Annotated in this window: 18 protein-coding genes; 8 read left to right on the top strand and 10 right to left on the bottom strand. The window is 60.7% G+C overall.

What is annotated here, in order from left to right; translation table 11 throughout:
- Positions 1-94: 94 nt before the first annotated feature.
- Positions 95-421 carry a hypothetical protein gene (locus RPG13_RS22675; RefSeq protein WP_095485455.1) on the bottom strand — a complete coding sequence of 109 codons (327 nt, stop codon included), beginning with the start codon at positions 419-421 and terminating at the stop codon, positions 95-97.
- Positions 422-444: 23 nt separating this feature from the next.
- Entirely contained in the window at positions 445-1,332 is an 888-nt protein-coding gene (locus tag RPG13_RS22670; protein WP_337126042.1) for an alpha/beta fold hydrolase, read from the bottom strand.
- A gap of 283 nt (positions 1,333-1,615) precedes the next feature.
- Between RPG13_RS22670 and RPG13_RS22665 the strand changes: the two genes are divergently transcribed.
- The 3 genes from RPG13_RS22665 to RPG13_RS22655 all read left to right on the top strand — a co-directional run bounded on the left by RPG13_RS22665 (position 1,616) and on the right by RPG13_RS22655 (position 4,257).
- Entirely contained in the window at positions 1,616-1,996 is a 381-nt protein-coding gene (locus RPG13_RS22665) for a c-type cytochrome (RefSeq protein ID WP_095485453.1), read from the top strand.
- Between the two features lie 87 nt (positions 1,997-2,083).
- Positions 2,084-3,031 carry a heme o synthase gene (locus RPG13_RS22660; protein WP_126106235.1) on the top strand — a complete coding sequence of 316 codons (948 nt, stop codon included), beginning with the start codon at positions 2,084-2,086 and terminating at the stop codon, positions 3,029-3,031.
- A gap of 407 nt (positions 3,032-3,438) precedes the next feature.
- Positions 3,439-4,257 carry a DUF2189 domain-containing protein gene (locus RPG13_RS22655; RefSeq protein ID WP_095485451.1) on the top strand — a complete coding sequence of 273 codons (819 nt, stop codon included), beginning with the start codon at positions 3,439-3,441 and terminating at the stop codon, positions 4,255-4,257.
- A gap of 53 nt (positions 4,258-4,310) precedes the next feature.
- Here RPG13_RS22655 and RPG13_RS22650 read toward each other — a convergent pair whose 3' ends face one another.
- From RPG13_RS22650 to coxB, 6 genes are all read right to left on the bottom strand, one after another.
- On the bottom strand, positions 4,311-4,784 hold the full coding sequence (locus RPG13_RS22650) for an aminoacyl-tRNA deacylase (RefSeq protein ID WP_095485450.1): 474 nt from the start codon (positions 4,782-4,784) through the stop codon (positions 4,311-4,313).
- A gap of 191 nt (positions 4,785-4,975) precedes the next feature.
- Positions 4,976-5,380, bottom strand: coding sequence for a cytochrome C oxidase subunit IV family protein (locus tag RPG13_RS22645; RefSeq protein ID WP_095485449.1), 405 nt, complete (start codon positions 5,378-5,380; stop codon positions 4,976-4,978).
- 31 nt (positions 5,381-5,411) lie between these two features.
- Complete coding sequence (locus tag RPG13_RS22640; RefSeq protein ID WP_126106237.1) at positions 5,412-6,134, bottom strand: heme-copper oxidase subunit III family protein; 723 nt, start codon at positions 6,132-6,134, stop codon at positions 5,412-5,414.
- A 13-nt stretch (positions 6,135-6,147) separates the two neighbouring features.
- The gene (locus tag RPG13_RS22635) at positions 6,148-6,852 is read right to left on the bottom strand and encodes a cytochrome c oxidase subunit 3 (protein WP_337126041.1); all 705 of its coding nucleotides are present in this window, start codon (positions 6,850-6,852) and stop codon (positions 6,148-6,150) included.
- Positions 6,849-8,618: a cytochrome c oxidase subunit I gene (locus RPG13_RS22630; RefSeq protein WP_292626536.1), complete on the bottom strand. Its 1,770-nt coding sequence runs from the start codon at positions 8,616-8,618 to the stop codon at positions 6,849-6,851. The genes RPG13_RS22635 and RPG13_RS22630 overlap by 4 nt, the downstream gene beginning before the upstream one ends.
- 87 nt (positions 8,619-8,705) lie before the next feature.
- Positions 8,706-9,521, bottom strand: a complete 816-nt coding sequence (gene coxB, locus RPG13_RS22625; RefSeq protein WP_095485445.1) for a cytochrome c oxidase subunit II — start codon at positions 9,519-9,521, stop codon at positions 8,706-8,708.
- 452 nt (positions 9,522-9,973) lie between these two features.
- Between coxB and RPG13_RS22620 the strand changes: the two genes are divergently transcribed.
- On the top strand, positions 9,974-10,498 hold the full coding sequence (locus tag RPG13_RS22620; protein WP_292223492.1) for a hypothetical protein: 525 nt from the start codon (positions 9,974-9,976) through the stop codon (positions 10,496-10,498).
- A gap of 27 nt (positions 10,499-10,525) precedes the next feature.
- Here RPG13_RS22620 and RPG13_RS22615 read toward each other — a convergent pair whose 3' ends face one another.
- Complete coding sequence (locus RPG13_RS22615; protein WP_337126040.1) at positions 10,526-11,434, bottom strand: LysR family transcriptional regulator; 909 nt, start codon at positions 11,432-11,434, stop codon at positions 10,526-10,528.
- A gap of 141 nt (positions 11,435-11,575) precedes the next feature.
- On the opposite strand from RPG13_RS22615, the gene RPG13_RS22610 reads away from it, so the two are divergent.
- On the top strand, positions 11,576-13,021 hold the full coding sequence (locus RPG13_RS22610; RefSeq protein WP_337126039.1) for an MFS transporter: 1,446 nt from the start codon (positions 11,576-11,578) through the stop codon (positions 13,019-13,021).
- A 147-nt stretch (positions 13,022-13,168) separates the two neighbouring features.
- On the opposite strand, the gene RPG13_RS22605 is transcribed toward RPG13_RS22610, so the two are convergent.
- Entirely contained in the window at positions 13,169-13,741 is a 573-nt protein-coding gene (locus RPG13_RS22605; RefSeq protein WP_126106243.1) for a TetR/AcrR family transcriptional regulator, read from the bottom strand.
- A gap of 214 nt (positions 13,742-13,955) precedes the next feature.
- Here RPG13_RS22605 and RPG13_RS22600 point away from each other — a divergent pair, with 214 nt between their 5' ends.
- The 3 genes from RPG13_RS22600 to RPG13_RS22590 are packed head-to-tail and all read left to right on the top strand — an operon-like array spanning position 13,956 to position 17,710.
- On the top strand, positions 13,956-14,576 hold the full coding sequence (locus RPG13_RS22600) for a (2Fe-2S)-binding protein (protein ID WP_095485441.1): 621 nt from the start codon (positions 13,956-13,958) through the stop codon (positions 14,574-14,576).
- A 3-nt stretch (positions 14,577-14,579) separates the two neighbouring features.
- Positions 14,580-15,596 carry an FAD binding domain-containing protein gene (locus tag RPG13_RS22595; RefSeq protein WP_337126038.1) on the top strand — a complete coding sequence of 339 codons (1,017 nt, stop codon included), beginning with the start codon at positions 14,580-14,582 and terminating at the stop codon, positions 15,594-15,596.
- Complete coding sequence (locus RPG13_RS22590) at positions 15,596-17,710, top strand: xanthine dehydrogenase family protein molybdopterin-binding subunit (RefSeq protein ID WP_337126037.1); 2,115 nt, start codon at positions 15,596-15,598, stop codon at positions 17,708-17,710. The genes RPG13_RS22595 and RPG13_RS22590 overlap by 1 nt, the downstream gene beginning before the upstream one ends.
- Positions 17,711-17,728 lie beyond the last annotated feature (18 nt).

Here is a 17,728-nt window from a genome sequence, read left to right as displayed (position 1 = left end):
CTTCATCGTTTCACGGAAACGCCGAACCGCTCTATCTCTTTGTTTTTGCGCAATTCCGGACGGAAAACCGTTTCACACTTTTCCTGGAATTGCTCTAATCGCGAGGCAATTGAGTGACGAGGATCCGCATCACGGTCACCCGTTCGGGCAGTTCAACGAGAAACTCTTCGTCGCGCGGCAGGTGATGGATCTTGCGCGGGTCGCCGCCGGTGAAGCTCGCCATGGCGTCGACGTCTGGCCAGTATGAGATCGTCACGAACTCCGTTTCTTCTTCGCGATCTTCGCGAAACAACTGCACGCCAAGCGCCTTCTCCTGAAGCGGCGGAATGCCTTCGCGGCGCAGATATGGCTCGTAGGCGTCTGCCAGATCGCGGCGCGTCCTTCCCCGCCAGATCCGGGCAATTGTGGCGTTGTCGTTCATGAAGTGCTCCTCTGTGCGGGCGATTAATGCAGGACCTCGCCGAGAAACCCTCGCACCAAGGGCAGGGCGGCCTCGAAATGGGTTTCCAGCAGCCAATGCCCGGCGTCGTTCAGCAAATGCAGTTCGGCCTCGGGGAGATCGCGCAGATAGGCGCGCGCCGCCGGCTCGGGCATGTATTCGTCCTTCGGCCCCCAAAGGATCATTGCCGGTGGCCGCTGTTCGCGCAGGTATTCCTGGTAACGAGGGAACCAGTCGAGGTTAGCCTTGAGCTTCTCCATCAGTCCGACCGAAAGCGCACGGCGCACCGGCGTATCCATCAGCGGCCAATGCAATTTCCACATATCGGGCGGCACACGTCGGGCGACGTCGTCATCGACTTCGCCGACGAACTCGGCGCGAAAGCCGTTCTCGCTCACCGCTTCTTCCAGCGGCGCGCGGTTCTCTGGTGAAGGATCCCGCCAGAAGCGTCGGATCGTTTCGTATTTGGGGCCAAGCGCATCCGCGTAGATGTCGCCGTTCTGGATGATGAGGGCCCTGATCCGCGATGGATGCGCTATTGCGTGGCGCAGGCCGATCTGAGAGCCATAGTCGTGCAGCCACAGCGCGTAGTTGCCGAGCCCCAGCGCGTCGGTGAACCGCTCCAGGAAAGTCGCGTAGGCGTCGAAATCATAGCCGAACCGTGCCGGATCTGGGGTCCCACTGTAGCCAAAGCCGGGGAAGTCCGGCGCGACAGTCCGCCACCGATCGGCGAGCGCCGGCATCAGCCGGCGATATTGGAAGGATGAGCAGGGATAGCCGTGCGGAAGCAACAACACCGGCGCGGCTTCAGGGCCTGCCTCTCTGTAGAAGACCGTCTCGCCGTCGATCGTGAGGGTGCCGTGGCGCACCTCCAGGACGCTGCTGTCGTTCATGGACGCTTCTCTGATCTTTGATCTTGCTGACGCTGAACCGTAGCTGGTCTAACGCCTTTGGCCGGGATGCGTTCCGGCTGTGCGCCGATCGAGTTGCCTCATTGCTTCGGCGGCAATCTTGCTGGTCGGCTTCTTCTATCTGCCAGCCAGATTCTGTGGTATGTAGATGCCGCAATTCCATACGCCAGAAGCGGATATTCCGCTCTGTCGTGCAAAGGGGCGCATGCCGTGTCGGCACGCGCAGATCGTCCAAGGCAGATTTGGCGATCGGGGAGGAAATGCCATGCGCGCAATCGCGTTTTTCGCCGCCGTGTCCGCTGCGACGTTCATCACGAACCAATCCCAGGCACAAGATGCCGCCGCGGGCGAGAAGGTCTTCACCAAGTGCAAGGTCTGTCACGTCGTGGACAAGGACCAGAACAAGGTCGGTCCGTCATTGAGTGGCGTCATCGGCCGAACGGCCGGCACGCATCCGGGGTTCAAATATTCCAAAGCCATGACCGAGGCCGGCAAATCCGGCGTCAAATGGGATGAAGCCACGCTGACGAATTATCTTCGCGATCCCAAAGCCATGATCAAAGGCGGGAAGATGGCGTTTCCCGGCCTCAAGAAGGACGAGGATCTTGCCAACGTCATCGCCTATCTGAAGCAATTCTCCAAATGACCCGGTTCTTCCGCCAGGAAGTAACCTGGCTCTTCCGCCGGCCGATGCGCCGGCCAGATTGCCTGCCTCCATCGGTGGTCGCCTGAAATGTCGGCTCGGGAAAGCGGCCTCGAGGATACCGGGATCCAGATCTCTGAAGCGACGGTCAGTGATTTCTTCGCGCTTCTGAAACCACGCGTCATGGCGCTTGCTGTTTTTACCGCTTTCGTTGGTCTGATGGTGGCGCCCGGGGTGATGAATCCGGTCATTGCCGTCATTGCAATCGGTGCAATTGCGGTTGGGGCAGGAGCGGCCGGGGCTCTCAACATGTGGTACGATGCCGATATTGATGCGTTGATGTCGCGCACGTCAAAACGGCCGATCCCATCAGGCCGGGTCACGCCAGGCGAAGCTCTCGGCTTCGGTCTGGTGCTTTCCGTACTTTCGGTCATTACGCTCGGCGTGCTGGTGGGATGGCTTGCCGCGGCGCTGCTGGCCTTCACCATTTTCTTCTACGTCGTCGTCTATACGATGTGGCTGAAACGCTCGACGCCGCAGAATATCGTCATAGGCGGCGCCGCGGGTGCTCTTCCTCCTGTCATCGGGTGGGCGGCGGCCACTGGCGCGGTCGGGATTGAAAGCCTCATCCTGTTTCTGATCATTTTCCTCTGGACGCCGCCGCATTTCTGGGCGCTCGCGCTGTTCAAGATCGGCGACTATGCAGCGGCCGGCATCCCCATGATGCCGAACGTGGCCGGCCAGGCTTCGACCAGAAAACAGATCTTCGGCTATTCGCTGATCCTGGCACCAATCGGCGTGCTGCCTTGGGCTCTTGGATTCGCGAGCGGATTCTACGGGATTGTTTCGGCCGCATTGGGCGCAGGCTTCATCTGGCATGCGTGGAAGCTGCTGGTCGACAAAAGGCGGGTTGAAGGGTGGGAGATGAAACGCGCAAAGGCGCTGTTTGCCTATTCGATTTTCTATCTTTTCGCGATCTTTGCCGTGCTGCTTGCCGACACCATCGTATTGCGTGCCGTCATATCAGCCGGAAATTGACGGTATGCCTGTCTCGTGGCTCAAGTGAATCCTGATGTTCTCGGATTGCTTGCCAGATTGAGACAGTCAGTCGGCGATTGCCGAACGAGGTGTGCCTGAACCTGCTCGAACCTCACGTTGGAACTGCACAGAATCCCAGCAACAGCAGAATAACTATGCCAAGGCCGAGTATGAGAACGGTCTTTCCATCCATGACCTTCACCCTGCAACCCACTTTGGAGAATATCGGAGAAAGGCCGTTAGAGCTAGCCTGATCACTGGAGCCGCGCTGTTCTGACAAAGGGCGACAAACGCCATGCAAGAGAGTATGTTGATCATGGTGCAGGTCGCGGTTTTGCGTGGCCAGTCACGCTGAACGACGGCACCGTGAACCGCGACCTTACCGGACCTGGTCTGGAGGAATGGTCATGGCAAGTTTTCATGTGATTGCAGGCGCCAGCGAGACGCTGGAACACACCAGAATTCGAAAGATTGGCGTTTCCGACCTTTTCGACGCGCTCAGGCGTGGCGTCGACGATTTCATGGTCAAACCGTCGCATATCGTTTTCCTCTGCCTGATCTATCCGCTGGTCGGCGTCGTGCTCGCTGTCTGGACATCGGGCAACAATGCGCTGCCGCTGTTGTTTCCGCTGGTGTCAGGTTTTGCGCTGATCGGTCCATTCGCGGCGCTCGGCCTCTATGAGATCAGCCGGCGACGCGAGGCCGGGCTGGACGCCTCCTGGAGCCACGCTTTCGAGGTCAGGAATTCTCCGGCGTTGCCGGCCATCGCAGCGGTCGGCATCATGCTGCTTGCGATCTTCATCGCCTGGCTTTTGACCGCCCAGGCATTTTACCAGACCCTCTTCGGCCCGGCCCCGCCGGAATCGCTGTCCGGCTTCATCAGTGAAATATTCGCCACCGGACGTGGCTGGACGCTGGTTATCCTTGGGCACGCTATCGGTTTCGTCTTCGCCGCGGTCGTGTTGTGCACCACAGTCGTCGCGTTCCCGTTGTTGCTCGACCGCGACGTCGGCGCCTACGAAGCCATCCACACCTCGGTGCGCGTGGTCCTGGCGAACCCGATCGTGATGGCTGTCTGGGGACTGATTGTCGCCGTCGCCCTGATCATAGGCTCGCTGCCGGTGTTCGCCGGGCTGGCGGTCGTGCTGCCGATCCTCGGTCACGCCACCTGGCACGTCTATCGCAAAGTTGTGGAATCGCCGGCTTCCACCAAGCCGGCGAGCTGAAAATCCTGGCCTGCCGTACCGGCGAGCGCGCCGGCACGGCGGGCCAGAGCTTTTTAGTAAGCCGGGTAGCTAAAGCGGGCCTGGCGAGCGTCGCTGGTCAGGTTGCGGAAATCCTTGCCGCTGACATGCACCAGCGTCCTGTGGTCGCCGCCCTCGAAATAGATGTCGTCGGCCTTGCCGAGGCTTTCATCGAGAATCACCGGCACATCGTAGGCCCCGCCGATCGGCGGGACGGCGCCGGTGTCGCAATCCTCGAAGAGCGAAACCACCTCGTCTTCGGAGGCCAGGCCGATACGCTGGTCCATGACGTCCTGCAACGTGCCGAGCTCGATCCTGTGGGTGCTGGGGACCACGGCCAGCGCATAGCCGCCGTCGTGGTGAACGACCACCGATTTGGCCATTATGCTGCCGGGCACATGCGCCGCTATCGCCGACTGCCTGCTTGTCGACGTGCGGTGGTGCTCGACGGTTTCATAGGAAATTCCTTTCCCGTCGATAAAGTCCTTCAGTCTGTTTGCGATCGTCATCCTGAGCCTCCCTTGCTGGAGTTCGCGACGCATGTGGAAACGAGGGCAATCATTCTGCTTCTGTCGTTTCCCGTATCAACGAAAATGGGCCAGCTGTCGATTGTTTCAAGGCAAAGGGGAGTGGACCGCAAATAGCGCTCCCAACTCTTTAGGGGAGACGCTGTCGACAAACCCTGTGCCCGGATTGCGCGTCAGGGCTCGGCCCCAAAAAACACCATCCGGGTGAGAAGCGTGTAATCCGATTCGAAGACCATCATTGCCACGAACACCAGCACCAGTATCGGCGGCAATATGATCGCATATGTCAGCGCCAGCCGTTCCCAGGCCATGTGCATGAAGACGGCGACGATCAGCCCGGCCTTGAGCATCATGAAGATCAGGATCAGCGACCATCTGAGATAGCCCTGGAGGCCGACATAATCGACCAGATAGGAGCAGGCGCTGAGGATGAACAGCCATGCCCAGACCACCAGATAGAGCTTAATCGGGTGCTCCTGGTGAACCTCCGCCGGGGCGATGCCAGTCGCTGCCGGATCATGCGCTTGAGCTCCGTGCAGCGTGTGTTGCCCCAGGCCGTTTGCGGTTGCTTCAGCCATATCTGCCTCTCACCAAAGCCATGTCTGCCTCTCACCAAAGATAGAAGAATGCGAAAATGAACACCCAGACCAGGTCGACGAAATGCCAGTAGAGCCCCATGATCTCGACGTTCTCATAGCTGCCCCTGCGGCTGGTGAAGAACCCGGGCCGTCCCGTGTCGTAATCTCCGCGCCAGACCTTTCGCGCCACGATGATCAGGAAGATCACCCCGAACGTCACATGGGTGCCGTGGAAGCCGGTGATCATGAAGAAGGATGATCCGAACTGTGCCGCCCCCCACGGGTTGCCCCAGGGCCGTACCCCTTCGCTGATCAGCTTGGTCCATTCGAAAGCCTGCATGCCGACGAAGGTCGCGCCGAGTGCTGCTGTCAGAAGCATGAGGATCGCGGTTTTGCGGCGGTCGCGGCGATAGCCGAAATTCACCGCCATCGCCATCGTTCCGCTGCTCGAGATCAGCACGAAGGTCATGATGGCGATAAGGATCAGCGGAACATTCGAGCCGCCAATATGAAGGGCAAAAACCTCGCTCGGATTGGGCCACGGCACCCGGGTAGACATGCGCGCGGTCATGTAGGAGAGCAGGAAGCAGCCGAAGACGAAGGTGTCGCTGAGTAGGAAGATCCACATCATGGCCTTGCCCCAGGACACGTTCTTGAACGCGCGCTGATCCGACGACCAGTCGGCGGCGACGCCTTGCAAGCCCGCCGGCCGCGGCTGTGTTTGGCCGATATGCGTCACTGTCGTCTCTGCCATCCGCCCGGCCCTCCTAGGTCAGCAACTGTCGGCAAATCTCGATAAAGGTCGCGGCCCAGCCGGCCAGAAGCGCGAAGATGGCGAGCCAGACGAAAAGCAGGAAATGCCAGTACATGGCGCATAGTTCGACGCTGAGGCGAAGCCGCTCCGGCCGGGCTCCGTTCCAGGCGCCGGCAGTTGTTCTGCTCAAGGCGACCAGCCCTCCCAGTATGTGCAGGCCATGCATCCCGGTTATCAGGTAGAAAAAACTGTTGGCCGGATTGGCGGTCAGCAAGTAGCCGTCGGCGGTCAGTTCCCGCCATGCCACAAGCTGTCCGATCAGGAAGGCAAGCGCGGTGAGCCCAGCCGTGACGAGGCCGAGCCTGACCGTGTCGATTTGGCCCCGGCGCGCGGCGACCGCGGCGCATTGCAGCGCGATGCTGCTCAGGACCAGCACGCCGGTGTTGAACCAGAGCACGTGCGGTAGCGGCAGCGCCTGCCAGTCCGACAGCGCCATGCGCATGAAATAAGCGCTGGTGAAAAGCGCAAACAGGCAGCCGACGACGGCGAGGAAGACGCCGAGGCCGATCTTGGCGGTCGGCAGCGCCGATCCTTCCGGGCCGATAATATCCCCGATCACGCCTTGCTCGAGCCATGGCTTGGCCATCAGCCGCTGGTGGGAAAGCCACCATCCGGCAAAGCCGACGATCACGAGGAGGAAGACCAGAATGACGCTCATGCCGGCTCTCTTGAGGATCCGAAGGAGCCCGGCATGTTTTGCGGTATAAAATCCTCCTTGGCGCCCGGCACGCTGTAGTCATAGGCCCAGCGATAGACGATCGGCAGTTCCTTGCCGAAATTGCCATGGGCGGGCGGTGTTTGCGGCGTCTGCCATTCGAGCGTCGTGGCGCGCCATGGATTGCCGCCGGCCTCCCGGCCATGGCGGATGCTCCAGATCAGATTGAACAGGAACACCATCTGGGCGAAGCCGACCATGAATGCCATGATGCTGATGAACGAGTTCAGGTGGTGGGCCGATTCCGTCATGACAGTCATGTCGGTCAGCTCGTTGTAGCGCCGCGGCACGCCCATCAGGCCGATGTAGTGCATGGGAAAGAAAATCAGGTAGGCGCCGAGGAAGGTGACCCAGAAATGGAACTGGCCCATTGCCTCGTTCAGCATCCGGCCAGTGACCTTCGGGTACCAGTGATAGATCGCCCCGAAGATCACGAGAATCGGGGCGACGCCCATGACCATATGGAAGTGGGCAACGACGAACATCGTGTCCGACAGCGGAACATCGACGACGACGTTGCCGAGAAACAATCCGGTCAGTCCGCCATTGACGAAGGTGACGATGAAGGCCAGGGCAAAAAGCATCGGTATGGTGAGGTGGATGTCGCCGCGCCACAGCGTTAGCACCCAATTGTAGACCTTGATCGCGGTCGGGACGGCAATGATCAACGTCGTGGTGGCGAAGAAGAAGCCGAAATAGGGATGCATGCCGCTGACATACATGTGATGCGCCCAGACCACGAAGCTCAGCGCGCCGATGCCGACGATGGCCCAGACCATCATCCGGTAGCCGAAGATGTTCTTGCGCGCATGAGTGCTGATCAGGTCGGATACGATGCCGAAGGCCGGCAGCGCCACGATGTAGACCTCGGGGTGGCCGAAGAACCAGAACAGATGCTGGAACAGGATCGGGCTGCCGCCGCCGTGCTGCAACTGTTCGCCCATCTCGACGATCGCCGGCATGAAGAAGCTGGTGCCGAGCGCGCGGTCGAACAACATCATCACGCAGGCGACAAACAGCGCCGGGAAGGCGAGCAGCGCCATGACGGTCGCGGTGAAGATACCCCAGACAGTCAGAGGCAGGCGCATCAGCGTCATGCCGCGCGTGCGGCCCTGCAGCACCGTCACGACATAGTTCAAGCCGCCCATCGTGAAGCCGATGATGAACAGGATCAGCGAGATGAGCATCAGCATGATGCCCCAGTCCTGGCCGCCTGGTGTGCCGGTCATGATCGCCTGCGGCGGGTAGAGCGTCCAGCCGGCACCCGTCGGTCCGCCGGGCGCAAAGAAGCTCGACACCAAAACCAGCACGGCGAGCAGGTAGATCCAGTAGCTCAGCATGTTGACATAGGGAAAGACCATGTCGCGAGCGCCGACCATCAGTGGGATCAGGTAGTTGCCGAAGCCACCCAGGAAGAGTGCCGTGAGCAGGTAGATCACCATGATCATGCCGTGCATGGTGATGAACTGGTAGTAGGCTTCCGGGGTGATGAAGTCGAACGTGCCGGGGAAGCCGAGCTGCAGCCGCATCAGCCAGGACAGCACCAGCGCCACCAGGCCGATTGCCGTCGCCGTCGCCGAATACTGGATGGCAATGATCTTGGCGTCCTGCGAGAAGACGTATTTCGTCCACCAGCTGTGCGGATGGTAGAGTTCCATTTCCGCGACTTCGGCCGGCGGTACCGCATCTGCAGGTGTGATATCGACCATAGGAACACCTCCGTGCCCTTTTCGGCCAGGCTCGATAGTTTCGAGCCCTGCCGCAATTTCAACCCACGTCGCCGTCTCTCACGGCGTCTACTCTGCCGAGCCCACCTGCTGGGGGGCCGACAATTGCGCAAAAGTCTGCTGTTCGCCGAGCCACGCCGTATAATCTTCCTGCGTGTCGACCATGACCACACCATGCATCAAAGGATGCCCCTGGCCGCAAAGTTCGGCGCACAGGACCTGGAAGGTTCCGGTCTTGGTCGGGGTGAACCAGAAATAGGTGACCGAGCCCGGGATCATGTCCATCTTGGCGCGGAATTCAGGGACATAGAAATCGTGGAGCACGTCGATCGAGCGAAGCAGCATCTTGACCGGCTTGCCAACCGGCAGATGCAGATCGGCAGCTTCGACCACGACATCGTCTTGGCCATTGGGGTCGCTGGCGATGACGCCCAGCGGATTTTCAGCGCTGACGTTGCGGGTGTCGGATGTGCCGAGCTTGCCGTCCTTGCCGGGCAGGCGAAAACTCCATTGCCATTGTTGGCCGACGACTTCGACCTCGGTTGCGTCGCTTGGGACGTTGACGAACTGGTTCCAGACGAACAGGCCCGGAACCAGCATGGCCGTGACCCCGATTGCGGTGACGATCGTCAGCCACCATTCGAGCCGCTTGTCCTCGGGTTTGTATGCCGCCTGATTGCCTTCCCGATGACGGAAGCGGAAGACGCAATAGGCCATGAATAGGACGACGGCGGCGAAGACGACGCCGGTGATCCAAAAGGTGATGATGATGGTGTTGTCGATATAGTCCCAGTTCGAGGCAATCGGCGTCCACCACCATGGGCTCAGGAAGTGGAACAACACTGAGCCCACAACTACCAAAACGAGTACAAGCGCGATGGCCATATCCCGTTTCCTCCCGGCACTCCAAGGGCGCGAAGCCGTCCCAGGAAATGCCGAGTGCATCATAGCTCGATTTCCGGTCGAAATTCTAGTGCGGTCTTCCGGTCAGCCGAAAAGGCAATGGCGATGATGTGGATAAACCTAAGAAGAAGAGGGCTGCGGCGAAGAAAAAACCTGCTGAGAGCGCCGAACAACACGGCATTCCGCCGAATTGTGAAAGGACGCCCTCAATGCGGCCTTTTTCGTTGTGATCTTAGAGCGACGTGCGGCCACTTGGACGCACAAAGTACACTCTGAACTCTTATTTCTACGCATCCTGTTGTCCGAGAATCGATTCCGATTTTCGGGCGGATGCGGTAGCGACAGATTCGCGCCCAACCAGTGGTGGCGGCTGGCGATACGAGGTTTTGATCATTATCTGCGCTGTGCTGCAAAGTGCAGGGTTGGAGGCATCGTTGAAGCTATTCGTCGGTATTGGAGGCGCGGTCGCCACAGCGTTCCTCCTCGTCTCGGTCTGCGGCATCGCCCAGGCCGACAGCGTTCTTGACAACTGGCGGTTCGACACCGGCAGCGGTGGTCTGGTCACGGCCTCGCTGCATGCCACCAACAAACTCATCACCGGCGGCGGTGCCTTGAGCTACAGCCCGGTCCTGACCATTGCCTGCCGGGCGAATGGTGAGCCGCGCTGGAGCGAATGGCTGCAGTTGAACCACGCCGTTTCCGCCAGCCGGACCATCACCGTGTCGGTTACCGTCGACAAGGCCAGCAAGGTCAACGAAAGCTGGTCGGTCGGCCCGCGGGGCCGCACGCTGGTTCGGGATGGTGCCGACGGTATCAGGCGTTTGGTTTCCGCAGACCGACTCCTGCTGTCCTGGCGGTTCGGGCTGCTGTCGGGGCGAGGCGAGGCCGATTTCGACCTTGCCGGGTTCAGCGAGGCCGTCGGCCAGATCGCCGGCACCTGCAACACCGAGTTGCCGTGATCGGATCAGCAGCGCTCGCCTTGACCGCTAAGAGATCCAGTGAGTTATTCCAGCGCAAACGTCTCGAACGCACCCGCGCAGCCAGCGGTGCGCCGGATCGGCATCGAGCCGCGGGTGCCACAAAAGTGAAACCGCGATTTCCGGCAAGGGAACCGGCAGAGGGAAACAGAACATTCCGTCGCGCAGGTTTCCCGAATAGCGTTCGGGAACGCTGGCGATCAGGTCCGAGGCACGCGCCAGGGCCAGAGCTTCCGAAAAGCCGCCGACGACCGTCACGATCTCCCGTTTCAACCCTAACGGCTCAAGGGCATCGTCGATCGGTCCCCTGTCGAGCCCGCGACGGGAGACGAGGATGTGCCGGCCGGCTGCATAGCGGGCAGGGGTGATCGTGATCTCGCACAATGGATGCCCCACCCGCACGACACCGACGAAACGATCACGGAACAGCGCTTGCGCGCGCACCTCCGGTCCCGTGGCCTTTCCGACGACGCCGGTTTCGAGGTCTACGCTGCCGTCGCGCAGGGGCGTGCTGTCCTTGTCCGGCTTCAGCACAAAACGCAGCCGCACGCCCGGTGCTTGTTCGCCTACGCGCGCAATGAGATCCGGTCCGAAATTCTCGACAAAGCCATCCCTGTTTCTAAGGGTGAAGGTTCGCACGAGCCGTTTCAGGTCGAGCGTCTCAACAGGACGCAGAACGGATTCGGCGTCCTGCACAAGCTGACCGACGCGCTCGCGGAGCTCGATGGCCCGGGGCGTGGGAACGAGGCCGCGTCCAGCCCTGACCAACAGCGGATCGCCGGTCGTCTCACGCAATCGCGCCAGCGCCCGGCTCATCGCCGACGGACTCAGCCGCAACCTCTTGGCGGCGCGCGCAACGCTGCCTTCGGCAAGCAACACATCAAGGGTGACAAGCAGATTGAGATCGGGATGCGACATCAACGGATCGTAGCAGCCCGGCACGATATAACATAGCGTGAAACGCAATGATTAAGTGCGAATGATGCATCTTCCGCCATGTCTAGCAAAGGACTACGTGTCTGCCAGCTCCGTTTCGGGAGTCGCCAGAAAACGGAGCTCATGTTGAAGCCAATCGATGCAGGACGGGCAGTCGCCGGAGATACGGGACGGGGACCTTCGGTTCGGTGGGCGCTCGCCAGCCTCTCGCTGTCCATGTTGCTGTCCTCACTCGGCATCAGCATCGCCAACGTTGCCTTGCCGACGTTGGCGCAGGCGTTCAACGCCTCGTTCCAGGAAGTCCAGTGGATTGTGCTGGCTTATCTCCTCGCCATCACCACCACGATCGTCAGCGTCGGACGGCTCGGCGACCTCATCGGCCGCCGGCGGCTGCTGCTGGCCGGGCTCTTCCTGTTCACAGTGGCCTCGGTCCTGTGTGGCGTTGCGCCGACGCTCTGGCTGCTGATTGCCGCCCGGGCGGCGCAGGGAGTAGGGGCGGCCATCATGATGGCCCTGACCATGGCTTTTGTCGGTGAGACGGTTCCGAAGGCCAAGACCGGCAGCGCCATGGGGCTGCTCGGAACGATGTCTGCGATCGGCACCGCTCTCGGTCCATCGCTCGGCGGCCTTCTGATTGCCGGAGCCGGTTGGCGGGCGATCTTCCTGGTCAACGTGCCGCTGGGTTTGCTGGCTTTTGTTCTCGCCTATCGCTATCTGCCGGCTGATCGCCGGGGGCCGAAGACTGATCGGACCGGCTTCGACGTTGTGGGCACGCTGCTGCTTGCCTTGGCGCTTGGCGCCTATGCGCTCGCGATGACGGTCGGGCGTGGCAGTTTTGGTCCGCTCAACATGGCCCTATTGGTGGCAGCCGTTTTCGGAGCCGGCTTCTTTGTGCTTGTGGAGGCAAGAGTGGCGTCGCCTTTGATCCGATTGGCCGCATTCGGCGATGCGATGCTGAGTGCGAGCCTCGCCATGAGCGCGCTCGTTGCGACGGTGATGATGGCGACGCTGGTGGTCGGGCCGTTCTATCTGTCTCGTGCGCTCGGGCTCGACGCGGCTCTTGTTGGGATCGTCATGTCGGTCGGTCCGCTTGTCGCCGCGCTGACCGGTGTGCCAGCTGGCCGTATAGCGGACCGTTTTGGCGCTGCGCGCATGACCATCATTGGGCTCATCGCGATAGCGGCCGGTTGCTTCATTCTGTCCATGATGCCGGCAACGCTCCCTGGCTACATCGCCCCGATTGCAATCATCACAACAGGCTATGCGCTGTTCCAAACGGCCAACAACACCGCCGTCATGTCGGATATCCGCCCGGACCAGCGGGGCGTCATTTCCGGATTGCTCAATTTGTCGCGCAACCTCGGGCTCATTACCGGCGCATCAGTCATGGGCGCCGTGTTCGCATTTGCCTCAGTGACGTCCGACATCACGACGGCGCGCCCGGAGGCCGTTGCCGCCGGTATGCGGATCACGTTCGCGGTCGCGACGATACTGATCGTCGTCGCGCTCGCGATCGCGGTTGGAAGCCGTGCTCTAGCGGCACGCGCTTCGATGTCTGGCGTGTCATGACACCGTAGTCCGAACGCAAACCGGATGCTTTCGACGAGATGCCGGGTGCATGTTCAGATCGGGCGTCAGATCAGCAGCAGGCCCTTCCCGTCATTACAATTGTTCTTACTCGTCAAAGCCGCTTGGATCGTCCGGCAAATCTGCGTCCTAGCCTGCGACTTGGTGCAGGCCTGCCTGAAACTCGGTAAGAGCCGCCTGCACGTGACTTGAAAAGGGCTTCTCTGTTTCGTCGGCGTGCCAGTTCTCTAGCGCAACTTTCCAGATGGCCGCGCCTATCTCTGCTACGGCGCGCGAAAACGAGGGCCGGATACCCCGCTGCTGTAGAGCCAGATCGATTGCGGAAGCGAGCTTATGCAGCTTCATCAGTTCCCGCTCCTGCAGGTCGCCATGCGTGAATATCAGACGCTGGCGCAGCTTTACGATAGCGCGGTGGCCGTCGATGAAGGGAGCGACCGATTCAAAGGCGCGAGCCACCATTGTCAGTGGATGCACGCCGGCGCGGGCTCTCGCTATTTCGTTTGCTATCGTGACCTGGTGATCACCGGCTCGCCAGAACATGACTTCTCGCTTGTCGGTGAAGTAGCGGTAGAACGTCCGCTCCGTTAGCCCGGCTTCCGCAGCAATCTCTGGAACAGTCGTTGCAGCGTAGCCCTGCTGCCTGAAAAGACTGTATGCGGCGGCCTCGAACCGCTCGCGCGCATTTTCTGCCCTCTTGACCATTCCAAACCCTTCTCAGTTTTGTGAACATACGACAATTGTCAGGCTCTGACAATGATGCTAAAGATTGTCAGAGCCTGCCAATGTGGCACGAGTGCTAGGGCTCGTACGCTTGGTCAATGCGGCGGCGAACACGCACAACGGTCCGACCTTCGGCGCAAAGTTCGCAAGCACAATCACGGCTCCAACTTGGAAGCGCGAAGAGGGATGCCCGATAATGGAAGACGAACGGTCCGAGACTACACAAACCTGCGGCGTCACGCGTCGCGTTGTGCTCGCTAGCGGAGCTGGGGCTGCCGCTGCGAGCATCTTGCCACTCGAGCAACGAGCCCAAGCACAACAGCAGTTCGCGCGTGCCGAAACCGGCCAAACGGTTCAAGTCTCGGCGAACGTGAACGGCCGACCGGTGATTCTTGAGATCGATTCCCGCGCTTCTCTCCTCGATTTGCTGCGTGAGCGGCGAGAGCTGACCGGGACCAAGAAGGGCTGCGATCACGGACAGTGTGGGGCTTGCACGGTTCATCTGGATGGCCGGCCTGTCTCGTCCTGTCTCACGCTGGCGGCCAAGATCGATGGACGGCAGGTCACCACGATCGAGGGCCTCGCTGAAGGCGCGGACCTTCACCCAATGCAGCAGGCCTTCATAGACAATGATGCGCTTCAATGTGGGTATTGCACGCCGGGACAGATCATGTCCGCGGTCGCCTGCGTGACTGGAGGGCATGCGACCAGTCCAGATGCAATCCGCGAGTTCATGAGTGGGAACATCTGTCGATGCGGCGCCTATGTCGGGATTCTCGCGGCCGTCCAGCAAGCAGCCAAGGTCATGGAGGGCTGACGGATGAGGGCGTTGAGCTACACCGTTGCCCCCTCTGCCGAAGCCGCCGTGGCACGTTTTGCGGCGGCCCAAGGATCGGCGCGATATATCGCCGGTGGCACCAACCTGTACGACCTGATGAAGCTCGGGATTGAGCACCCGGCTCATCTGATCGACGTCAGCCGAATCGACGGCATGGACGCGATCGAAACAGACGGCGACATTCTGCGCTTCGGTGGTCGCGCTCTGATGACCGATGTAGCCTACACGCCGGTCGTGCGCGACCAGTATCCCGTGCTTTCTGAAAGTCTGCTCAAGGCTGCGTCACAGCAGTTGCGGAACATGGCCACGGTGGGCGGCAACCTTCTGCAACGCACCCGCTGCATGTACTTTCGCAACGGTGCGGGATCGACCTCGATGGTTGGCGTTTATCCTTGCAACAAGCGCGAGCCTGGCTCCGGTTGCTCGGCCATCGGCGGGCTCGATCGCACTCATGCCGTTCTTGGCACAAGTGAGGCTTGCACCGCGGTGGCGCCTGGCGACTGGCCGGTCGCACTGATGGCGATGGACGCGACGATCGAGATGCTCGGGCCTGAGGGTCCGCGTAACCTTCCGATTGCTGAATTCTACCGTCTCCCAGGTGATACGCCCCACCGCGAGTTCAATCTTCATCCGGGCGAACTGGTGACGGCGATCACCGTCCGGAAAACGCCTGCCGGCCGCGCATCGACCTATCATAAAATCCGCGACCGCGAGAGTTATGCCTTCGCATTGGCCTCCGCTGCGGTGGCACTCGAGATGGATGGCGCCACCGTCCGCACCGCCCGCATTGCGCTCGGCGGTGTCGCGACCACACCTTGGCGATCCCGCGCCGCCGAAGCGATTGTTGCTGGTTCACCACTCACACCTGAACTTGCTCTTCGGGCCGGAAGGGCGGCTTTCGCCGACGCCCGAGGCGGTCAGCACAATGCATTCAAGATCGAACTCGGCGCGAGAGTTATCGCCGATGCGCTGATCATCGCCGCTGAAAGGAGGGCGTAATGCCTACGCAAGCCTTCTCGGAAATTGCACGTGTCGATGCGAGAGACAAAGTTCTCGGCCGGGCGCAGTACGGTGCCGACGTTAAGCTGCCCGGAATGCTATATGCCATGCTGGTGCCTGCGACTATTGCGAAAGGCAAGGTAAGTGCCCTCGATGTAGCGCCTGCCATGGAAACGCCCGGTGTTGTCCAAGTGCTGGGCATAGGAGATTTCCCGGCACTTCGTGCAGAGATATCGTATCGGGGCCAGCCCATTGCGCTGGTAGTTGCCGAGACCGTCGAAGCGGCGATCGAAGGCGCCGAAGCGGTGACGGCGGTTTACGAGACGGCGCCCTATATTCCGTTGATGACAAGCCCTGGTGCGCAACGCGTAGATGCCGAGGGATTCAACGCAGGCGACGTCGATCGGGCATTCCAAAACGCAGCGACAATCGTCGAGGGCATCTTCGAGACGCCAACCCAGCATCACAATGCCATGGAGTTGTTTGGCACCGTTGCGGAATGGACTGATGGACGACTGACGGTATACGAGGGATGTCAAAATCTTGACGCCGTCAAGGCGGCGCTAATGAAAGCATTTGAGCTTTCACCCGATCAGATCGCAGTGAAATCAGAACAAGTCGGTGGTGGGTTCGGGCAAAAATCTCCTCCAAAAATACAGACGTTCCTGGTCGCACACGCGGCACGGTTGATACGGCGCCCGGTAAAGCTGGTGACGCCTCGCGGGCAACTCTTTCATATAGCCAACTATCGGCCGCGCAGTGTCCACAGCATCCGTCTTGCTGCCAACGCGGAAGGACGTCTGCAGGCCATCATTTACGACGTGGTGCAAGAAAACATTCCGGATGGCGGCTTTCGCTCGACCGGCTACCACGAAGATATCGCCCGCTTGTATGCGATCGAGAACTTTCGGGCGACTGCAGGCGACATCCACATCGATCGTCAGATGCCGCGTCACACAAGGGGCACGCATCCCTTTCCGGCCGGCTTTGCATTGGAAAGCGTGATCGATGAGATGGCCTACAAGCTTGGCAAGGACCCCGTTGAGCTTCGTCTTGAACACGAGGCTAAGAACGACATCATCGCTGGCCAACCTCTATCGCCGCACTTTCTGAACGACTGCCTGAGAGAGGGGGCCAGCCGCTTCGGCTGGAGCAGGCGTCTTCCTGAACCGGGATCTATGCGACTGGCCGACGGGACGTTGGTCGGCCTTGGAGTGGCGTGCGGCATCTTCGGTGCGTCGATGTCTGCGAGCGAGGCAACGCTCAGGGTCAGGGCCGATGGCACAACACGCATGATCAGCTCCGGACACGAGATGGGCCAAGGAATACTGACTGCGATTGCTAATGTCATCATCCAGGGTCTCGACATCAACCCCGACCGTCTGGAAGTTCTGCTCGGCGACACTACGTTGGGCCCACAGCTCGCCACGGTCGGCGAGCGCGGGACGGCCAGCTGTGTCCCGACGGCCGCAAAGGCGGTGGAGGCTCTACGCGCCAGGTTTGCCGAACTTGCCGGGGCCAATCCGCCAGCCGGCAATTTGCACCAACAGCTCGCGCGCCTGAAGCGCCCCTATATCGAGGTCAAGGTTTCAGAGCTGGCGCCAGGTCAAGACGCGTCGGCCATCGAGGCCTACCGCACCGGCGGCCGTGCAGGCGCAGGGCCCGATTACCCCGGCTTCACGTCCATGAGCTATATCGCGCAGTTCGTGGAGATTCACATCGACGCGACGACCCGGCGGATCCGCATGCCGCGCGCGGTCAGCATCGCGGACGTAGGGCGGGTCGTAAGCCCGAGGACCGCGAAGGGACAGATGTACGGCGGTGTCGTCTGGGGGTTCAGCACAGCGCTTCGGGAAGAGTCGGAAGTCGATCCGCGCTTTGCCGGTTACCTCAATGACGATCTCGCCGACTACGTGATGGCGGTGAACGCCGATATCAGTGAGGTGGATGTCGGGCTGATAGATAAGCCTGATCCCAGGATCAACTCGGTCGGTGTGAAAGGAATGGGCGAGTTGGTGATGCTCGGAACAGCGCCTGCAATCGCTAATGCCATCTATCACGCAACAGGCAAACGCATACGAAAACTGCCGATACGCATAGACGACGTGCTCTGACGAAGGAGAGCCGTCGAG

It is taken from the genome of Mesorhizobium sp. ISC15, assembly GCF_037162615.1.
In the GTDB taxonomy this organism is placed as follows: domain Bacteria; phylum Pseudomonadota; class Alphaproteobacteria; order Rhizobiales; family Rhizobiaceae; genus Mesorhizobium; species Mesorhizobium mediterraneum.
Note: the sequence above shows the minus strand (reverse complement) of the source record. Positions and strands in the feature narration are given on the sequence as shown.